This is a genomic window from Nocardiopsis sp. RV163 (assembly GCF_001029525.1).
GTDB lineage: Bacteria > Actinomycetota > Actinomycetes > Streptosporangiales > Streptosporangiaceae > Nocardiopsis > Nocardiopsis dassonvillei.
In genome coordinates, this window is record NZ_LEKI01000009.1 from 23352 (window position 1) to 39473 (window position 16122).

The 16122-nt window shown below is 70.3% G+C and carries 15 protein-coding genes; 3 read left to right on the plus strand and 12 right to left on the minus strand.

Features of this window, described 5'->3' with window-relative positions:
- Positions 1-9: 9 nt before the first annotated feature.
- The 12 genes from ABD54_RS03175 to ABD54_RS03235 form a co-directional block, all read right to left on the minus strand.
- Complete coding sequence (locus ABD54_RS03175; protein ID WP_235431956.1) at positions 10-612, minus strand: hypothetical protein; 603 nt, start codon at positions 610-612, stop codon at positions 10-12.
- Between the two features lie 230 nt (positions 613-842).
- On the minus strand, positions 843-1241 hold the full coding sequence (locus ABD54_RS03180) for a hypothetical protein (protein ID WP_053063516.1): 399 nt from the start codon (positions 1239-1241) through the stop codon (positions 843-845).
- 1380 nt (positions 1242-2621) lie between these two features.
- Positions 2622-3683, minus strand: a complete 1062-nt coding sequence (locus tag ABD54_RS03190; RefSeq protein WP_047867926.1) for an NlpC/P60 family protein — start codon at positions 3681-3683, stop codon at positions 2622-2624.
- Positions 3680-4558, minus strand: coding sequence for a replication-relaxation family protein (locus ABD54_RS03195; protein WP_047867927.1), 879 nt, complete (start codon positions 4556-4558; stop codon positions 3680-3682). Before ABD54_RS03195 ends, ABD54_RS03190 begins: the two co-directional genes overlap by 4 nt.
- Complete coding sequence (locus tag ABD54_RS03200) at positions 4555-6900, minus strand: type IV secretory system conjugative DNA transfer family protein (protein WP_152691981.1); 2346 nt, start codon at positions 6898-6900, stop codon at positions 4555-4557. Before ABD54_RS03200 ends, ABD54_RS03195 begins: the two co-directional genes overlap by 4 nt.
- Entirely contained in the window at positions 6900-8741 is a 1842-nt protein-coding gene (locus ABD54_RS03205) for a VirB4 family type IV secretion system protein (RefSeq protein ID WP_082166665.1), read from the minus strand. Before ABD54_RS03205 ends, ABD54_RS03200 begins: the two co-directional genes overlap by 1 nt.
- Positions 8741-9703: a PrgI family protein gene (locus ABD54_RS03210; RefSeq protein ID WP_047867928.1), complete on the minus strand. Its 963-nt coding sequence runs from the start codon at positions 9701-9703 to the stop codon at positions 8741-8743. Before ABD54_RS03210 ends, ABD54_RS03205 begins: the two co-directional genes overlap by 1 nt.
- 24 nt (positions 9704-9727) lie before the next feature.
- Entirely contained in the window at positions 9728-11740 is a 2013-nt protein-coding gene (locus ABD54_RS03215; protein WP_047867929.1) for a hypothetical protein, read from the minus strand.
- Positions 11737-12138: a hypothetical protein gene (locus ABD54_RS03220; protein WP_235431957.1), complete on the minus strand. Its 402-nt coding sequence runs from the start codon at positions 12136-12138 to the stop codon at positions 11737-11739. Before ABD54_RS03220 ends, ABD54_RS03215 begins: the two co-directional genes overlap by 4 nt.
- 86 nt (positions 12139-12224) lie before the next feature.
- Positions 12225-13061, minus strand: a complete 837-nt coding sequence (locus tag ABD54_RS03225) for a sigma-70 family RNA polymerase sigma factor (RefSeq protein WP_053063518.1) — start codon at positions 13059-13061, stop codon at positions 12225-12227.
- 517 nt (positions 13062-13578) lie between these two features.
- A complete protein-coding gene (locus tag ABD54_RS03230; RefSeq protein ID WP_047867930.1) occupies positions 13579-13767 on the minus strand; it encodes a DUF397 domain-containing protein in 189 nt (62 codons plus the stop codon).
- Positions 13764-14573, minus strand: coding sequence for a Scr1 family TA system antitoxin-like transcriptional regulator (locus ABD54_RS03235; protein ID WP_200904032.1), 810 nt, complete (start codon positions 14571-14573; stop codon positions 13764-13766). The genes ABD54_RS03230 and ABD54_RS03235 overlap by 4 nt, the downstream gene beginning before the upstream one ends.
- 358 nt (positions 14574-14931) lie before the next feature.
- Here ABD54_RS03235 and ABD54_RS28265 point away from each other — a divergent pair, with 358 nt between their 5' ends.
- The 3 genes from ABD54_RS28265 (at position 14932) to ABD54_RS26945 (ending at position 16118) form a co-directional block, all read left to right on the plus strand.
- Positions 14932-15360: an ATP-binding protein gene (locus ABD54_RS28265; protein ID WP_047867953.1), complete on the plus strand. Its 429-nt coding sequence runs from the start codon at positions 14932-14934 to the stop codon at positions 15358-15360.
- The gene (locus ABD54_RS03245) at positions 15357-15572 is read left to right on the plus strand and encodes a hypothetical protein (RefSeq protein WP_047867931.1); all 216 of its coding nucleotides are present in this window, start codon (positions 15357-15359) and stop codon (positions 15570-15572) included. Before ABD54_RS28265 ends, ABD54_RS03245 begins: the two co-directional genes overlap by 4 nt.
- Positions 15573-15869: 297 nt before the next feature.
- The gene (locus ABD54_RS26945; RefSeq protein WP_082166668.1) at positions 15870-16118 is read left to right on the plus strand and encodes a helix-turn-helix domain-containing protein; all 249 of its coding nucleotides are present in this window, start codon (positions 15870-15872) and stop codon (positions 16116-16118) included.
- The last annotated feature ends 4 nt before the right edge of the window (positions 16119-16122 follow it).

Consider the following 16122-nt stretch of genomic DNA (forward strand, 5'->3'; position numbering starts at 1 on the left):
TCCGTACTGTCAGCGGGTGTGGGTGACCACCGAGTGGATCTCACTCACGGGCACCGAGACGGAGGAGGAGGTCGTCAGGTCCTCCAGAGCGCCGCCACGCCCGTCGGTGGTGGACCAGAACACCCCCCACTCCCACACCGCCGTCACGTCCACCGCTGTCCCGGCCCCGCCCGGCGGCAGGGCGGTGTAGGTGTGACCGCAGTCCGGCGACCCGCCCTCCCCTGCGGTGGCGCGGGAGAAGACCGTGCCCGGTCCAGCGCACACCACCTCGTGGCCGTCCCCGGTGTCCCACACCACGCGCTTCGGAGTCGCGACCACGGTCACCGACCCGGCGCTGACCGACGCGGTGACCGACACCGGGCTCCAGTCCTCCCCATCGACCCACAGCCAGGTGGGCAGGTTCACGAACCGGGGTTTGTCAGGTTCCGGAGCGGTACCGATCACGGGCTCGGGCAGGCGCATGACCGCGCGCGCCTGCTCGGCCAGCACTTCAGGGGAGAAAATCCCCGGCGCGTCCCCACCGGCCGCCGCACCCTCACACCTGGCCATCCCGTGGGGAAGCGGCAGAGGCCCCTCCTTTCCGGACTCCAGGAACTCCGCGCTGGTGAACACACACGGCTCCCCGGCCTCGTCCGTTCCCCCGGCCGCGCCCTCCGAGGCGCTCCGCCCACCCGAACTGGAAGGCGCGGGCGGAGAACTCGCGCCCACCCGGCACTCCCCGCCTGAGCAGTCGGTCGTGGCGAAGAAGCCGTCGGCTGCCGCTTCTCCCGCTGCGGAAGCAGCCACCAACGCGGTCAGCGCGCCGACCAGACACACGCGCCAGGGGCGGCGGGGCACGCGGGTCAACACGACCCGTAGTCCTCAAGCCAGAGCTCCTCGACCAGCCAGCGCTCCCCGTGGGAGACGGCGGTCGCGGTGACCGTCCTCCGCCCGCTTCTGTCCTCGGAATCCGTCGTCTCCTCGGGGACGGTCCACTCCGAGTCGTCGATGCAGTCCTCGATGGACACCGAAGGCGGATTCCCGGACTCCTCCGCTGCCTCCGGATTCATCCGGGGCTTCCCCGTGGCGTGCACGCCGCGCAGCATGGCCGTGGTGAGTTCGAGTGCCTGCCCCGTGGCGTACTCGTCCAGGTCCGGATGGCCTACCGCTCCCTCGTGCGAGCCCTTGACCACCACGTCCCACATGCCGCGATAGGCGTCGAGCGCCACCTCCTCCGGCGACGGGCTGGCGGGCGCGGCCACAACCGGAGGCGTGCGCGCCGGAGTCTCCGCCGGACCGCTCCCCTGGGCCGCGCATCCTGTCAGCACCGCCGACGCTACGACAGCCATCCAGCGCGCCACAGGCGTACGCATACCCTCACCGCCGTTTCCACACGGGGCACGACTCCATGCCGTGCTTTCGAAAGGTGACACTAGCCACACCCAGAGTGACAACACAACCGCGCGCCGAGCACTCACAGTGATGAAAACTGTGAAGAGAACCACCGGGTTTCGATGTCGCACGTTCTACCTGCGAAAACACGGAAGGCTGCCTCCCTGAGGAGACAGCCCCGCGCTCTTTTTCCGAGGTCAGGCCACCGGCACCCGCTCCCTCTGCGCCTTCCACTGGCGCACCAGGGACGTAAGCTCATCCCATTCCCCGGCGGCCTCCGGACTCCCTGCGGCCAGAACGTCCGCCCCCTGTGGCTCCCGAGGAGGAACGCGTCCGGGAGCCCTTCGCTGCCGTTGCTCGTGTGCGACCAGGTAAGGGCGTACCGCGCGTATCCCCTCGTCGTCCACGCACCACCCCAGTTCCGGCAGTCGCTGCGCCGCACGGTTCCGCTCCACTTGCCCGGTGTCTGTGAGGAGGTCGAACGCGCCGACTTCTCGGCTCCGCCTCGCCTCGTCGTAGTACCTGATCCACTCGGGTTCCCGACGCGCCGCCGCCGACGGACCCTGCGACTTCAAAGATGGAGGCGACGCCGCCTGTCCGCTGGCTCCTCCCCGGGGAGGCCCTGCTCCGATGACGGCGGCGAGGACTGCACCCACTGCCCACCGCACGCTTTCGGCCCATCCCCGTCGACGCCTTCGGTGTCGGCCCGTACCATGGCTCACTGATCTTCCTCCTGCTACTTCAGGTGGTGGATCACGCCCCGGGCGGTGTTCCCGCACCGCCCGGGGCGCCTTCTTTTCTCTTATGGATTTTTCTGGTTCTGTGCCGACAGCGACCGAATCGGGACGGGTGTCATTGGCTTCGAAGCCCTACGCCCTCGAAGCTGCGCTTCCTCGTCCGAACCGACGCTGTCCGGCCAGCCCTGCTACGTGGAGATGAGGCCCTCCACCCCCGCCTTGCCTGGGGTTTCACCCATGACGGATTCAGACATGACAAAGCCCCCCATTACAGGCATGCAAATCAACTAGGACAAAAAGGAACGACTGCGTTCACCCGAACTGAACGCGTTCGCGATGTTTCCCCATACTCGCGAGAAGTTTCAACCCGTTCGGCTCGGAAAAGTCATGGGCGCGGAAAAAGGGCCGCCGGGTGACAGCGCCCCAGCGGCCCGTGTGCCCGCGATGCCCGGCGGGACGGCCCCGACCCCTACCCTGCGGGCGCCCGTGCCCGAGCGGGCGTTTCAGCGCCGGTCAGCCGGGTCGGACGGCCACCACGAACCGGCTGCTGTAGTAGTCGCCGCCGACCGGCTCGACGCGGATCGACTGCCCCGACCGGGGCGCGTTCACCATCTGCCCGTCTCCGATGTACATCGTCACGTGTGAGGGCGAAGCGCCGCTTCCCGTGTCGTAGAAGAGCAGGTCGCCCGGTTGGAGCTCATCGAGCCCGACACGGGCACCGGCCTCGACCTGGTCGGTGGTCACCCGCGGGATCGACACCCCCGCCACTGCCCACGCCCGCATCGTCAGCCCTGAGCAGTCGAAGGCGTGCGGCCCCGTTCCACCCCACAGGTAGGGCTTGCCGACCTGGGCCAGCGCCCACTCCGCCGCTGCCCGCCCCTGCTCGCTGGACGCTCCGGAGCCCACGGCGAGGACGTGCTCGGTCTGGGCGGCGATCCCGGCGTAGTGCCCGATGTGCTGCCGCACCTCTTCCGCATAGGACTCCGAGTGGTTGTAGCGCAGCAGCGCCTTCTCCAGGTCATCCTCATCAGCGAAGTCGACCCCGCCTGCCTCCGGGTTGCTGACGCACAGGTAGACCGCCGCGCTCCAGGCCGCGTCGAAGACGTTGTGCGGGTCAGCGACACCGTCACCGGACGCGTCGAGGCCATGGGAGGCCCACGTGGCGGGGATGAACTGCATCAGCCCCACCGCACGGTCGAACCCGGCGTCCCCGTCCCATTCCCCTCCATCACTGTCCCGGTGGGGTGAGGTGTTGCCCCCGGCCCCGCCGCCGTCCAGACGCGGACCGATGATCGGCGGGTCCACAGCCCCCGAGGAGGAGATCTGCCTCCCGGCCGCGTGGTCGGACTCGACCCTCCCGATCCCGGCCAGCACCGGCCAGGTCATTCCCCGGCACTCCCGGTGCTTCGATTCCAGGCGCACGGCGGCCTGGACGTAGGCGGACAGCACCGCAGCGGGTATGCCCTCCACCTCGCGGGGGACCCCGGAGAGCCCCTGCTCGCTGGCCGCCATCGCGCCGACGAACACCGGCACCAGCAGCAGGAACGCGCCCGCGCCGACCGCGATCCGGATCACCCCTCTCCCCCGGCCCGGCCCGTGTGGCGTGAAGCGATGTCCACCGGCCGCAGCCGGTCCGGGGAGTCCGCGGTCCGCCACACCGCCGCAGCAGGACCCAGTGCCCCCAGTCGGGCGTGGGTGGAGACGTACACGCCCACCCGGTCGGAGACGTCACCGGCCAGCTTCGCGGCGAGGTTGTCCTCCCGCTGGTCGGAGTGGACCGCGAACAGCACGATCGACGGCAGTCGGCTCTCCCTCGCCAGGCGCGCGTACCCCCTCATCTTGCGCTGCACCTTCGTCAGCGGCTCGCTGCCGGTGTCGTACTCCCAGAACGCGTCCAGTGCGAGCCCGTCCTGGTGCCAGCACATGTAGGCGTCGGGACGGATGTGGCGACCCCACCGGCGCGCGCACTCGCGCTCGTTGTCCCAGCGCACCAGGCGCGCTGCGGAAGTACTCCGGGCCGACTCGGTGGTCAAGGCGAGGCACTCGACCAGGCCGAGTATGTGCCCGAGCCGCCCCGAGTGTGCCCGGGCCAGTACCCGGTCCTGCCGGAATCCCAGCTCTTTGGCCTCCATGCCGCGGTTCTCGGCGACCAGCGCGGCACCGGTCTGGGTGAGTACCCAGTGGTCGGGCACCCGCGCCTGAGCGAAGAAGGGACGGAACCGGTCCAGAAGCCCGTACTGGTGGAGCATGAGCAGCCTCCTGCGCGCGCGGCGGGGCTCAGAGTCCGGGAAGTAGAGCCTGTGGATGTGGTGGGTGGTCATGACGTGGTGGTCGTACAACCCGCCGAGGATCTCCCGATCCCTGGGCGTCACCCGGCGAGCCAGCCACACCAGAGCGCTCGCGTACTCGGTGCGCTCGGGGCCGTGCCCCACCCGTCCAGAGGCGGTCATGCGGTCCTCCCCTGCTCTCCTCGGACCTCGGAAGGAGGTGCCCCGTCCTTCGCCCCGTGGCACCGCGCCGCCTCCCTGGCCTGAGTGGCCCGGCCCGCGATCCCGGGCGGCAGCGGGCGGGTGCGCACCGTGGCCGCTCCCTGCTCCTTGGCACCCACCAGCGGGCGGACCACGGCCTGGTAGGCGCCCAGATGGGTCAGGTCATAGGCCCCCAACACGGGCAAGGTGTGCTGTTGCAGGCTCACCGCGTCGTCGGGCGAGGCCGAGAAGTACACCTTCGTGCGCGCGTTGGCCGAGACCGCCTTGCGCAGGTCAGCGGGGAGCTGGCCCAGCTCCTGGTGGGCCAAGGTCAACCCGAGCCGGTAGCCACGGGCCTCGGCCAACATGTCCTCCAACGAGCCCGGAAGGTTGAGGAAGTTCTGGCACTCGTCCACGTACGCGCACAGGTCCTTGCGCTGGTGCTCGGGGGTGTGGATGCGGGCGGTCACCGCCTGCCAGGTCGCCGCCAGCGCGAACGATCCGATCAGGCTGGAGGTGTCCTCGCCCAGGCGCCCCTTCGGCAGTCGGAGCAGGACCAGGTGGCCGGTGTCGAACAGGGTGGGCAGGTCCACCGTGGACGGTCCCGACGCCACCACCTGGCGCACCCACTTGCGCAGCAGCGCCGTCCGGAGCTTGTTGAGCACCGGCCCCGTCACCGCGCTCCTGGCGGAGGCGGTGAGGCCGGAGTACCAGTCCCAGAAGTCCTCCAGGGCCTCGTCTTCGCCGGTGCGCGCGGCGACCTTGGCCAGCGTCTCGGCGCGGAGCGCGTCCTCGGCGAGCAGGCGGGGGATGTGCCCCAGCGTCAGCTTCGGATCGCTCGCCCGGGTCAGGGTCAGCGTGGCCGCTCTGAGGATGTCGTCGGTCCTGGGTCCCCAGTACTCGGCGTAGATCCTGCGGAAGATGCCCACCACCGTGTCGGAGACGAAGTCCGGGTCGCCACCCTGGAGCAGGTTCAACCGGGGCGGCGAGACCCCGTCGTCGGGGTCGAACAGCACCACCCGGTCCACCGCGTCCTCGGGCAGGCGGGCCAGGATGTCGGTGACCAGGTCTCCCCGCGGATCGATCACCAGCCCCGCCCGACCGGCCTCGGCGTCCTGGAGCACCAGGTTGGCCAGCAGGGTGGACTTGCCCGAGCCGGTCTTGCCGAGGATGTGCGTGTGCTGGCGCGCCTCCACCACGCCCAAGGCGACCGGGCGCCGGGTGCCGGCGTCGCTGTCACCGACCACCCGGGTGTTCTCGCCCCCGCGCGCAACCGCAGGGGCCGGTGCCGCTGGCCGCGCCCCGGCCCGGACCAGCCCGGGGACCGTGGTGTCGGTGGGCAGGTGCGCTACTCCGGCCAGCTCGGCGGTGGAGAGCAGGAACCCGTACCCCAGGAACCGGTTGGCCAGCCACCAGGAGGGCCGGACCATGAAGCGGCGGTGTAGGTGGTTGGTGCCTGAGGTGAACGCGGCGAACGCCGAGCCGATCCCGTGCGCCCTTCCCCGGAGGCGTTCCCTGGCCGCTTCGCCTTCATGGACGGTGGTGAGAACGTAGGCGGCATCGCACGCCAGCCGGGGCGAGGACGCCTTGGCCAGGATCGCGCGCACGTCGTCACTCGTCCCGGGAAGAACCGCAGGTCGGCTGCGCGCGGTGCCGTGAGCGGTGGGGTCGAGAGCGTCCACCAGGTACGCGGCCGTGCTGGTGTGACCGTACAGGCGCGCTGCCGCCCGGCGGGCCCGCGCAGCCCGCCAGCCCGTGGCCGGTCGGGCGGTGACCCGCACCAGGGCGTACTCTCCCTCGATCAGGTCCTCCATCGCCCCTAGCAGCGGACGGGCGGGGTCGTCGTCGAAGCGGGTCCGCAGGGGGAACACCTCGCTGCGGCCGAGCCGGAGGCGGCCCCCGGTGGTGTAAGCCCCCGCTGGCAGCGGCGACTCGCCGGAAACCGGGTGGCGGGTGGAGGTGGTGGCGCCGGGCCAGGCCGCGGAGACCGCGCGCTCCACCGTCCCCGGCGGCACCGCGCCCGGCACCCACACCTGGAACCGCACTCCGGCGGCCGAGGCGACCATCTCCAAAGCCAGGTGTGGCTGGAGCAGCCACCGGGACCACCGGGGCTTGAGCAGACCCATGGCGTGCTGCCAGAAGGCCTGGGCGTTCTCCAGCGTCGCCTCGGGCGGAGGCAGGATCTCCACCACCCGTGCGTCCCTCGACAGGCAGCGGTGGCGGGCCAGGCGCGTTCCGGCCAGGGCCGCGCACACCACCGCTCCGGCCAGCGGGACGGTCGCGAGCAACAGGAAGAACCCTCCGCTCAACAGGAAGTCGGCCATCACATCAGCTCCTCGATGTCGAACCCGTCCGTATCGGGGTCGGGGACGTCGTCCTGTCGCTCGTCCTCCTCGAAGAGCTCCGCCCGCTGGGCGGCGAGTTCCGCCGGATCGGAAGTGATCAGCCGGTGTTCAGCCGGTGAGGCGATCGGGTGGAAGCCGACCCTCTGGTGTCCGGCGACCAGCAGTGCCGAGCCCCGGGGCGCGGTACCGACGAGGTGGGCCTCCCCGGAGGAGAGGTGGAACGCCTCGGCCACCCGGTCCAGGTTCTGCGGGGCCTGCTTGAGCAGGATCTGGGTGGCGGCGTTGGCGATGACCACCCGCCCCAGCTCGGTGCCGAGCACGTCGCCGACGTCCTGGGTGATGAGGGTGAGCCCGGCCCAGTGCCTGCGTCCGGCTTTGGCCAGCCGGGCGAGGTAACGGGCCGCGGACGGGTCCTGGAGCAGTAGCCACGCCTCGTCGACCACGACCATGCGGGGTCGGGCCGGTGTTCCCGCGGTGACGTGACGCCAGATGGCGTCCAGCGCGATCAGGACACCGACCGGACGGATCTCGTCGGGCAGCTCCTTGAGCGAGACCACTGTCAGGTGCCCACCCACTCGGTGGGTGGAGGGCCCGTCGAACAGGGTCGCGTGCGATCCGTGGACGAAGGGCTCCAGGCGGCCCGCCAGCTGCTGGGCGGCGTGAGCGGTCTCCTTCCCCGTGTCGGGATCGGTCGCGGCGTCCTCCAGCGCGGCGGCCAGGTCGGCGAGTACCGGCGCGGGCCGGGACCAGGTGGCGGGGTCCCGCGTGATCCCGGCCCCGGCGTAGGCGGTGATGATCGCCCGGTCCAGCACGCTCTTCTCGGTCGCGGACATCCGGTCGACCATCGCGGTGACCAGGGTGTGCAGGAACAGCGCCCGCGACGTGAACGCCTGGCCCTCCTCGTCCGTTTCGGGGAGTGCGAAGGGGTTCAGTCGGCCCTCCTCGGTGCCCAGGCGCAGAACGGTGCCGCCGGCCTCCTCGGCCAGGCGGCGGTACTCACCCTCGGGGTCGATGACAGAGACCTCCACTCCGACCAGCAGCGACCGCAGCACTTCGAGCTTGGCGAGGTAGGACTTGCCCGCCCCCGAGCGGGCGAGGACCACCGCGTTGTGGTTGTCCAGGCCGCCGCAGAACCGGTCCCAGGCGACCAGTCCGTTGCTGTGGGCGTTGGTGCCGTAGACGACCGTGGTCTCGCCCAGGTCGGCGACCAGCTCGGGGGAGGTGAACGGCAGCAGGGTCGCTGCGGCGTCGGTGTCCATCGACCGGCCCATCCCCAGCGCGTCGGTGCCCAGCGGCAGGGTGGAGACCCACCCCTGCAACGGACGGAACGTGGCCGGGACCGCGTCCACGAGCAGGGACGAGCACAGCGCCCTGATCTGCTGGAGTTCGGCCTCCAGAGTCTCCAGGTCGGAGGCGTGCGCGGTGGCGTACACCGCCACCCGGAACAGGCGGCCCTGGCCAGTGGCGATGCGGTCAGCGATCTCGGCGGCGTCCATGGCCGCCGTCACCTGGTGCGGGTCCTCCACTCGCCCCTGGGACGTGCTGGTGCGGTGAGCCGACTCCAGGCGGGTCCGGCGTTTGCGCAGTCGTGCGGCGGCGGTGGGAGCGGGCACGGGTTCCAGGTGGAAGGAGATGTCGAGCTGCCCGGGATAGGTGAGCAGCGGCTCGGCCCACCCGGCGGTGACCTCGCGGGGGTACCCGGTGACGGCGAGGGTCTGGCACACCCCGCCCTCGACCTCCAGGTGGCGCGAGCCCAGGCGGATGGCCGGACCGCCCAGCGCGTGCGTTTCGGATCGCGTCCTCGAACTTCGGAGATCCATCAGCGTTCCTCCTCGTGCTCGTGTCCGTCGGTGGCACCGGTGTCCGCGAGCTCGCAGCCGATCGGCGCGGGGTCGATGATGCGGGTGCCCGGGGCGGTCATCGACGCCCGCAGGGCGTCTGCGGCTTCGCCTCCGTCCAGGACTTGGGTGCGGATACCGAGGGCGGCCAGGCGGTCCGCGGTGTCGGCGGCCCTGCGCAGCAGAGCAGGACCCGCACGGCGGGCGGTACCGGCCGCGGTCACCACCACCAGCACCTGCTGGTGGGACAGCTCGTGTGTGGCGGTCAGCTCGTCCAGGAAGTCGGCGTGCGCCGTGGCGGCCTCGGCCAGTCCCGGGTGCGGCAGGCGGGGCGCGTTGTCGCGCAGCATCGCGGTGAACTCGCCCAGGTCGGCGCTGCGCCGCTGGACGAGGATCTGCACCGGTTCGGCCAGGGCGTCCAGCACTCCGGCGAAGGCGGCCAGCACCTGGTCCTGTTCACGTCCCGAGGCGAGCTGGAAGGGCAGGGTGGTGCAGGCGATCATGACCGCGCACCGGCCGTCCAGGTCGACCACCCCTTCCGGAGAGATCGCTGAGGCCGGAAGCCGCAGCGGTGCCAGCCGTGGGCCGCGCCGCAGACGGGGCGCCCACCGGGGCAGCGCGGGGACGTGCCCTGAAGGTGCGGAGACCAGGTGCTTGGATGCGCGCGCCCAGGCCAGGGCACTGGCCGCGACCCGCTCCAGGCCCCGGCCGTCGCGCTCCCCCAGGGCGAGGGCGATGGCCGTACCCAGAACAGGGGCCAGGACCATCACGAACAGCCACAACGGCACCGCTTCCCGCAGGAGCAGGTAGGCGCCCCACGCCCCCGCCAGAACCGGGGTGATGATCAGGCACTGGCGTGCGGTCAGGTTGAACAGGACCGGTTCGGGCCGGTCGATGTCGGCGGGGATGCGTCCCCGCCACGCGGACGCCTCGTCGGTGGTCACACGGTTTCCTTCCTCGTCCGGAGATCACTTGGTGTCGCGGTCGGGGCGCGGGAAGAGCCCGTACTGCTTCCACACGCGCTTGGGGTTGGGAAAGAGCGCCCGCTGGCCCTTGACGTGCGGCGGCTTGCCCCAGGCCAGCGGCGGCATGTCGGGCAGGTGGCGCAGCCCCGCCGAGGGCCGGGGCGCCGGGTCCGGCAGGCCCAGGCGCTGCACGGCGCGCCTGCCGGGAACGCGCACCGGTGGCGGGGTTGGCAGGACACCCTGGCGCCACCGACGCTCGGGCGGCGCAGACGGCGCGGACGGCGCAGACCGGCCCGGTGGCGAAGCCGGGCGCGGGAAAAGGGCCTGTTGGCCGGTCCTGGGTGATCCGGGCATGCGGCCCACCTCCAGCTCGCGGCGCACCGCTGCGGGCGGTGCCAGGCGCGGTGGCGGGACCGGCGGCAGGGCGCGCGGTCCTGTCAGCGCGAGTGGGCCGCGGGCGCGGCCTCCCGGCCACGGCGGGCCACCTGTCCCTGCGGAGGGCCCGCCAACGGGGTCGACAGCGGGCCGGGGCCCTCCTGGCCCCGGGTTGGAGTGGCCGTGGCCGGGTCCGGGCAGCGCTCGTCGGCCTCCTACGGTGAGGGCACCGACGGGTTCAGGCGGGTCTTGGCGGGCCCGGTACCACCACGCCTGGGGTTGCAGGGGTTGCAGACCCGAGGCTGGCTTGGGCCTGTAGCGAGGCAGCTTGCGGCCGGGCGTGCGCGGTGAGAAGAACTGCCACTTCAGCGACGACGCCGGAGCAGACGGCAGACGCATGCTGCTGACCGAGCGGAACGCCATCATCCACGCGATGTTCTTCAGGATCGCGGCGATGGGCGAGGTGCCCGGGTTGGGCTGCCAGACCAGTTTCATCACCCAGGAGCCGATCCGGATCTGCACATAGAGCAGGACCAGGAGCAGCATGATGTTCATCAGCCAACCCGCGTCACCCGCGTCGGCGTCGCTGGGTGTGGCGAGCACGCTGCTGGCCAGCACCACGGTCGTTTCGTGCCCGAGCCCGGTGTCCAGGACCAGGCCGGGATCCGGTTCCGGTTCCGGTGCAGCGGAGGTCTGGCGCAGCGATCCGAAGATCGTCATCTGCCCCTCGAAGAACAGGCGGGCCATGGCGATGAACACGATCGACTGGGCGATCGGGATCGCGCACAGGCCCGCCATGGACTTCCACCACAGCTCCGCGATCCGGTTGGTCTGCGGCAGGGCGTGAAAGATCAACAGCAGCGGCGCGGCGATGGTCAACACGATGGCCATGCAGATGCGCACCGCCTCGGTGGCCATCCACACCACCAGCAGCACGACCACGACCACCAGGAGCAGGATGGTGAAGACCAGCGCCTCCTCCAGGATCACCTCCATGCGGTCGCGCAGGTTCTGAGCGGCCTCGCGTGCGTCGATGCCTTGGGCTCCGATGGCCGCGGAGATCTGGTTGGAGGCTCGGATCATCTCCCGGGCCGCCCACAGCGAGAAGTTCGAGGCCACGAAGGCGAACACCGCCCTGGGCAGGATGTCGGCGGCCGAGTAGCGGCTCTGCACGGTCTGGTAACCCATGGCCACGATCCCGCCCGCCACGATGAGCAGCACGAAGAGCGTGTTGCTGGTGGCCAGGATGCCGCCGTGCAGAGCCTGCATCCCCTCGGTCGGCTCCGGGGTGTGGAAGGCCTTCTGCGCGAGCCACCCCAGAACTGGGGTCAGGCCGGACACGACGAAATCAGCGAACCAGTTCGACACGTGACAGCCCGGATCGACCAAGCCGCAGTCGAAGACGTCCTCGTCGGCGCCCACCTCCACCGGCAGCTCGGACTGCTCCCGCAGCGGCGGCTCGTCCTCGCGCTCATCCTGCGGGGGCGGCAGCGGGTCGTCGGTGATCTCCGGTTCCGGAGCCGGTACCTCCGCCGGCTCAGGTGCGGGTTGGGTCCCGGGATCTTCGGGTTCCGGGAGCGGATCGTCGGAAGGGGGCGGTTCCGGGCTGGCCGGACCCTGCCCCCACGACGCGGCGCTCACTCGCCTGCCCCGCCCACGCTGACGACCCACTCCACGATGTCCATGAGCACCGTGGCCAGGATCGCGATGCCGTAGCCCACCGCCGTTCCGGTCAGGGCGCGCTTGGCGCCGTCGATGGCGCCGACCTCGCCGTTGGCGGCCAGCCACCGCACCGCCGCGATCGTCAGGAACAGCGTCCCCAACGCTGACGCGAGGGCGATGATGACCATGCGGATGCGGTTCACGACCTGGCGCAGCTCGGCGGTCTCCTCCTCAGCCGACTCCGCGGTGGCCTCGGCCGCCCACACCCACGCCGCGTCATCGCCCGCCGCCACCCACCACACGGCCGCTCCGGCGGCGGCAAAGAGCACTGCCGCCCACCGGATGGCGTGCTGTCCTGCCCCTGAAGCTGCTGTCACCTGTTCCCCCTCGACGTCCTCGGCTCCCGGCCGGGCACCGGGCACCCGGTGCTGTGCGCCGGGGCCCAGTGCCCGTATCTGGTCCCCTAAGAAGCCCGGGGAAGGGGGCGATGCGACATCGGCTTCGAGCGCTTTTTCGCGCCTGTCACCAGGAGCCGGAGCCCGCTCCGCTGATCCGGGAGGTCCTTGCCGTGGACGAGGGCGTCGGCGATCACCACCTCGCCCGCGCGCACCGCCTCTAGCAGGCGTGCCTCAGCGCGTTCGCGACGCTTGGCCACGGCCTTGTAGGACGCCCCCAGTTCCGCGGCCTCCTCTCCCAGCGGGACGTTCTCCAGCCTGGTCCGGGCGATCAGGCGCGCCTCCGTCCGAGAGAGGACGCCCACCCGCACCGCGGACAACAGCAACAGGTCCGGGCTGGCCTGAACTCCCGGGTCGGGATCCTCCTGCCGTCCCGGGTCACCGGTCGGGATCGGCGCCTCCTGCTCGTGCCTGCGCGCCGAGAGCGCGGCGCGGTGCGCGGGCCGGGTTAGGTACCAGACCAGCCGGGCGTAGTCGAGGTTGATGGTGCGGACCTGGTGGACCACCTCGCACACGATCGCGGACTCCACCGTGTCCACCCCGTCCGCGGTCAGGCCCCGACACGTCCTCCTGGCGGTGGACCGCAGAGCGGGCATGCACAGCCCGAGCGCTCCGACCATCCAGTCCTGGGACAGGCGGGCGGCGCGGATGGTGTGCCGCCAGACCGCGTCGCGCACGTCGTGCGGAGTGCCCTCATCCATCAGGACATCGCGCAGCTCGTACAGGGAGTAAGTGCGGTTCTGGAGCCAGGGGTGGACGTCGGTCCCCCGCAGGGTCAGGTGGGTGGGTGACAGGCGGACGAAGCCGGTTTCGACGACTGCCAGCGGTGACGGTGCAAAAACCACGGATGCCCCCTCGGATACGAGCGAGAAATGACATCCGCATGGAACACGTCGGCGTTCTCAGGCAGGGTTCACAACGGGTTCACTGCGTATTCGGGAGCCACTCAGTGGGCACTCAATTCGTGGTCACGAGAGTAAAGAATCAGCCAAGGGGACGCGAGCCACACACTCGCGAGGCCCTCGCAGCACCAGCGGTGAACCTCATCTGAACCCGCTCCCACCTGCACATACACCAGAACGGGCAGGCGATGGGGGGTCGTCTCCGGGCAGCACTCATCAGCAGGACGACCGGACGGGCAGCGTTTTTTCAGAACACGCGCGACGACAGAACTCAATCGGGACCGTTCTCAAACGGGAGAGCTCTTGCTCACGCTTCTTCCTTGAGAGTCATGGGTGCAGGAATGAAGCACACTGGGACCTTTGGTCCTGGTGGGGCGCCGTGGCTTATCAGTAGCCTGACCGCGCAGACAGAACTGCCCCCGCCTCCTGGCCTGGCGGGGGCAGTTCACTCCTCCTGGGGCTACCGGGAGAACGCAGCGCCGAGGAACGCGCTCCACTCGCCGCCGGAGAAGGACAGGCAGCCCAGGTCCCGGTGCTGCGTATCCCTGACGAGGACAGCCTCCGGAACCGCAGTCTCGTTGACCTCGACGCACTCGCCCTGGGCTCCGCTGTAGCTGGACTTGTGCCACCCGCTGGTCAGGTCGATCACTCCAAGCCTCCCATGGCTCTCGAAATCACATCATGTGAGGCTACAGGGGGTAGCGCCCACGTTTGCAGCTCCCCGTACACGGCCAGAAGCCGCGTCACGGTGTCTCCGCCGAGCAGCTCGCCGCCGGAGGCGTGCTCGACTTCGACAAGCGTCTCGCGCTCTTTGAAGGACAGCAGCCGGAACGGACCAGCGGCTCCCCCGTAGTACGGGGTGTCCGCTGGCAGGATCAAGATTCTCACGACCCCGGCGGAGTCCAGATCGAGGAGATGTCCCAGCTGCTCCTTCATCACCGCGGGCGAACCGACACGGGCTCGAACGACTGCCTCGGCGAGGATCGCGACCAGACGCGGATTGTTCATCTCCCTCAGCGCGTCGAGGCGGCTGGCTCTCAGGTCCACGAGCCGGTCGATTTCCTCGGACGTGTCCAGGGGCCGGCCGTCGCGGAAGATCTGACGCGCGTAGTCGGGCGTTTGGAACATACCCGGAACAAGGGCGGGGTTCCATATCTGGATCCCGGACGCCTGCTCTTCAGCCGTGACGATCTTTCGGTGCCAGTCGGGGTCCTCCTCGGCACGCTTCGCATCCGTCCAGCGGCGGAGAAGGTCACCGTTCGTACCGAACAAGGCCTCCGCCTCGTTGAGAAAGTCCCTTTTTGGCGACCGATAGGCATTCTCGTATTTACTGATGGTTGACGCACCGTAGCCGGTCGACTCGGCCGCCTGCTCCAGCGTAAGCCCACGCCGGTCACGCAGCCTGCGGAGCTCCTTCCCGAAGGTGATCCATGCTGACAGCATCTTCTCAGGCATGGGTAGAACTTTACAGAAGCTCTCTACATTCTTGTACGGGTTCCACCAAATAGCGATCGATGCACGTAAAGGCATTGAGGAGGAGCACCTCGCCCTGGACGATGGGCACCCCGGCGGAAAGCGTCGGCCATAGGAAACCCCGGCGACTGTGCCACCAGCCCCGGGAACGGCTCCCACCGAACATGCCAGAGGTGAGAACGTGGCAAATCCTACCGAACCAGGGATTCCGACCAGCACTTCGCACACCCGTCCGCAAGAAGACGGACCCCCGTTTCCCGGAGAGCATTCGGACGTCTTCCAGCGGGCTGGTGAAGTGCGGACCGCTCCGGAAGTCGGCCTGTCGGCTGGCGAGGCTGTTGTGGTCACCGCCCGCTCCCGAAGGACGCACGCGGTCGCGCGCAGGTCCTTCCCCGGAGTCCCGGACTCAGTGGCGCACGTGCGCGACTGGGTCGAGCAGACCTGCGCACAGTGGCAAGCCCCCGTCCCGGAGGCGCTCACTCTAGTGGCCTCCGAGTTGACCTCCAACGCGATCGCCCATACCCACAGTGGCCTGCCGGGCGGACAGTTCGCTATCCGGCTCCTGCTCCACCTGGACCGCATGCGGCTGGAGGTGCGCGACGCCGGTCCCCTGTCCGGCCGAACTCCGCTGCGCCGTACCCCCGCCCTCACCGCCGAGCACGGCCGGGGGCTGGTGCTCGTGGACGCCCTCGCCACTGGCTGGGGACGGCTGCCCGCAGGAACCGGAACCTTCGCCGAACTCCCGCGAGTGGCGGGAATGAGTGAATGAGGCTCCCGCGACGCACCCGTTCTCGCCCACTGGTCGTCCGTGCTCTGGCCGTCTTCGACGACGCCCGGTGGCGCGCCGCCCAGCAGGGCTATGTCCTGACTCGTCAGAAGCGCTTGCTGGGAGCGGTGTACGCACTCACCTCGCTTGACGGAGACACCGCGATCCTGCACGACCTCGGGGAGGTTCGCGCCTTCCTCGAGCGGCCCTCATGACCGCGTGCGGTGACGGCCCCGTGGCCCGCCCTGCGACCGCAGCCACAACATCTACGCCCCTCCATGATCAGGAACAAGGAGACCTGTGCCCGCATCCGCGCCCCACGACCTGACCGTGATCCGAACCCGGGCGGACCCGCTGGCCGAGACCGCCCATCTGACCCGCGTCACTCACGACGTAGCACGCCACCTCACCATCGCGGAGCTGGTGCGTCTGGCCTCGGACGGGGAGCACGGGCGAACCCCTGGCGGTGCGCGCCCTCATCGACCTCGCCGGACACCAACGGAAAGCCCCTCATGCCCGACTACAGCTACCTCCTCGACGGCCGCCCTGATGTCCTCACACCCAGCGAAGTCGCCGCCCTGTTCAACATCCGCCCCCGCAGCCTCCACCGAGGCGAATGGGACAACGTCCTCCGGCCCTTCCGCACCCCGGGGGGAGCACGCCGATACCCGAAGGAACACATCGCCGCCCTTCTCAACCAGCCGGACGATTCCGCCCCACCCCCTGAAGCCGTCACGAGCCGGATCCGCGCATCTTCGTAGGTAG

Bases quoted from the DNA above. Each gene is read 5' to 3' on its own strand.
- ABD54_RS03195 (WP_047867927.1), bottom strand. From the start codon at position 4,558: ATGACCGCCTCTGGACGGGTGGGGCACGGCCCCGAGCGCACCGAGTAC.
- ABD54_RS03200 (WP_152691981.1), bottom strand. From the start codon at position 6,900: ATGGCCGACTTCCTGTTGAGCGGAGGGTTCTTCCTGTTGCTCGCGACC.
- ABD54_RS03205 (WP_082166665.1), bottom strand. From the start codon at position 8,741: ATGGATCTCCGAAGTTCGAGGACGCGATCCGAAACGCACGCGCTGGGC.
- ABD54_RS03235 (WP_200904032.1), bottom strand. From the start codon at position 14,573: ATGCCTGAGAAGATGCTGTCAGCATGGATCACCTTCGGGAAGGAGCTC.
- ABD54_RS03245 (WP_047867931.1), top strand. From the start codon at position 15,357: ATGAGGCTCCCGCGACGCACCCGTTCTCGCCCACTGGTCGTCCGTGCT.
- ABD54_RS26945 (WP_082166668.1), top strand. From the start codon at position 15,870: ATGCCCGACTACAGCTACCTCCTCGACGGCCGCCCTGATGTCCTCACA.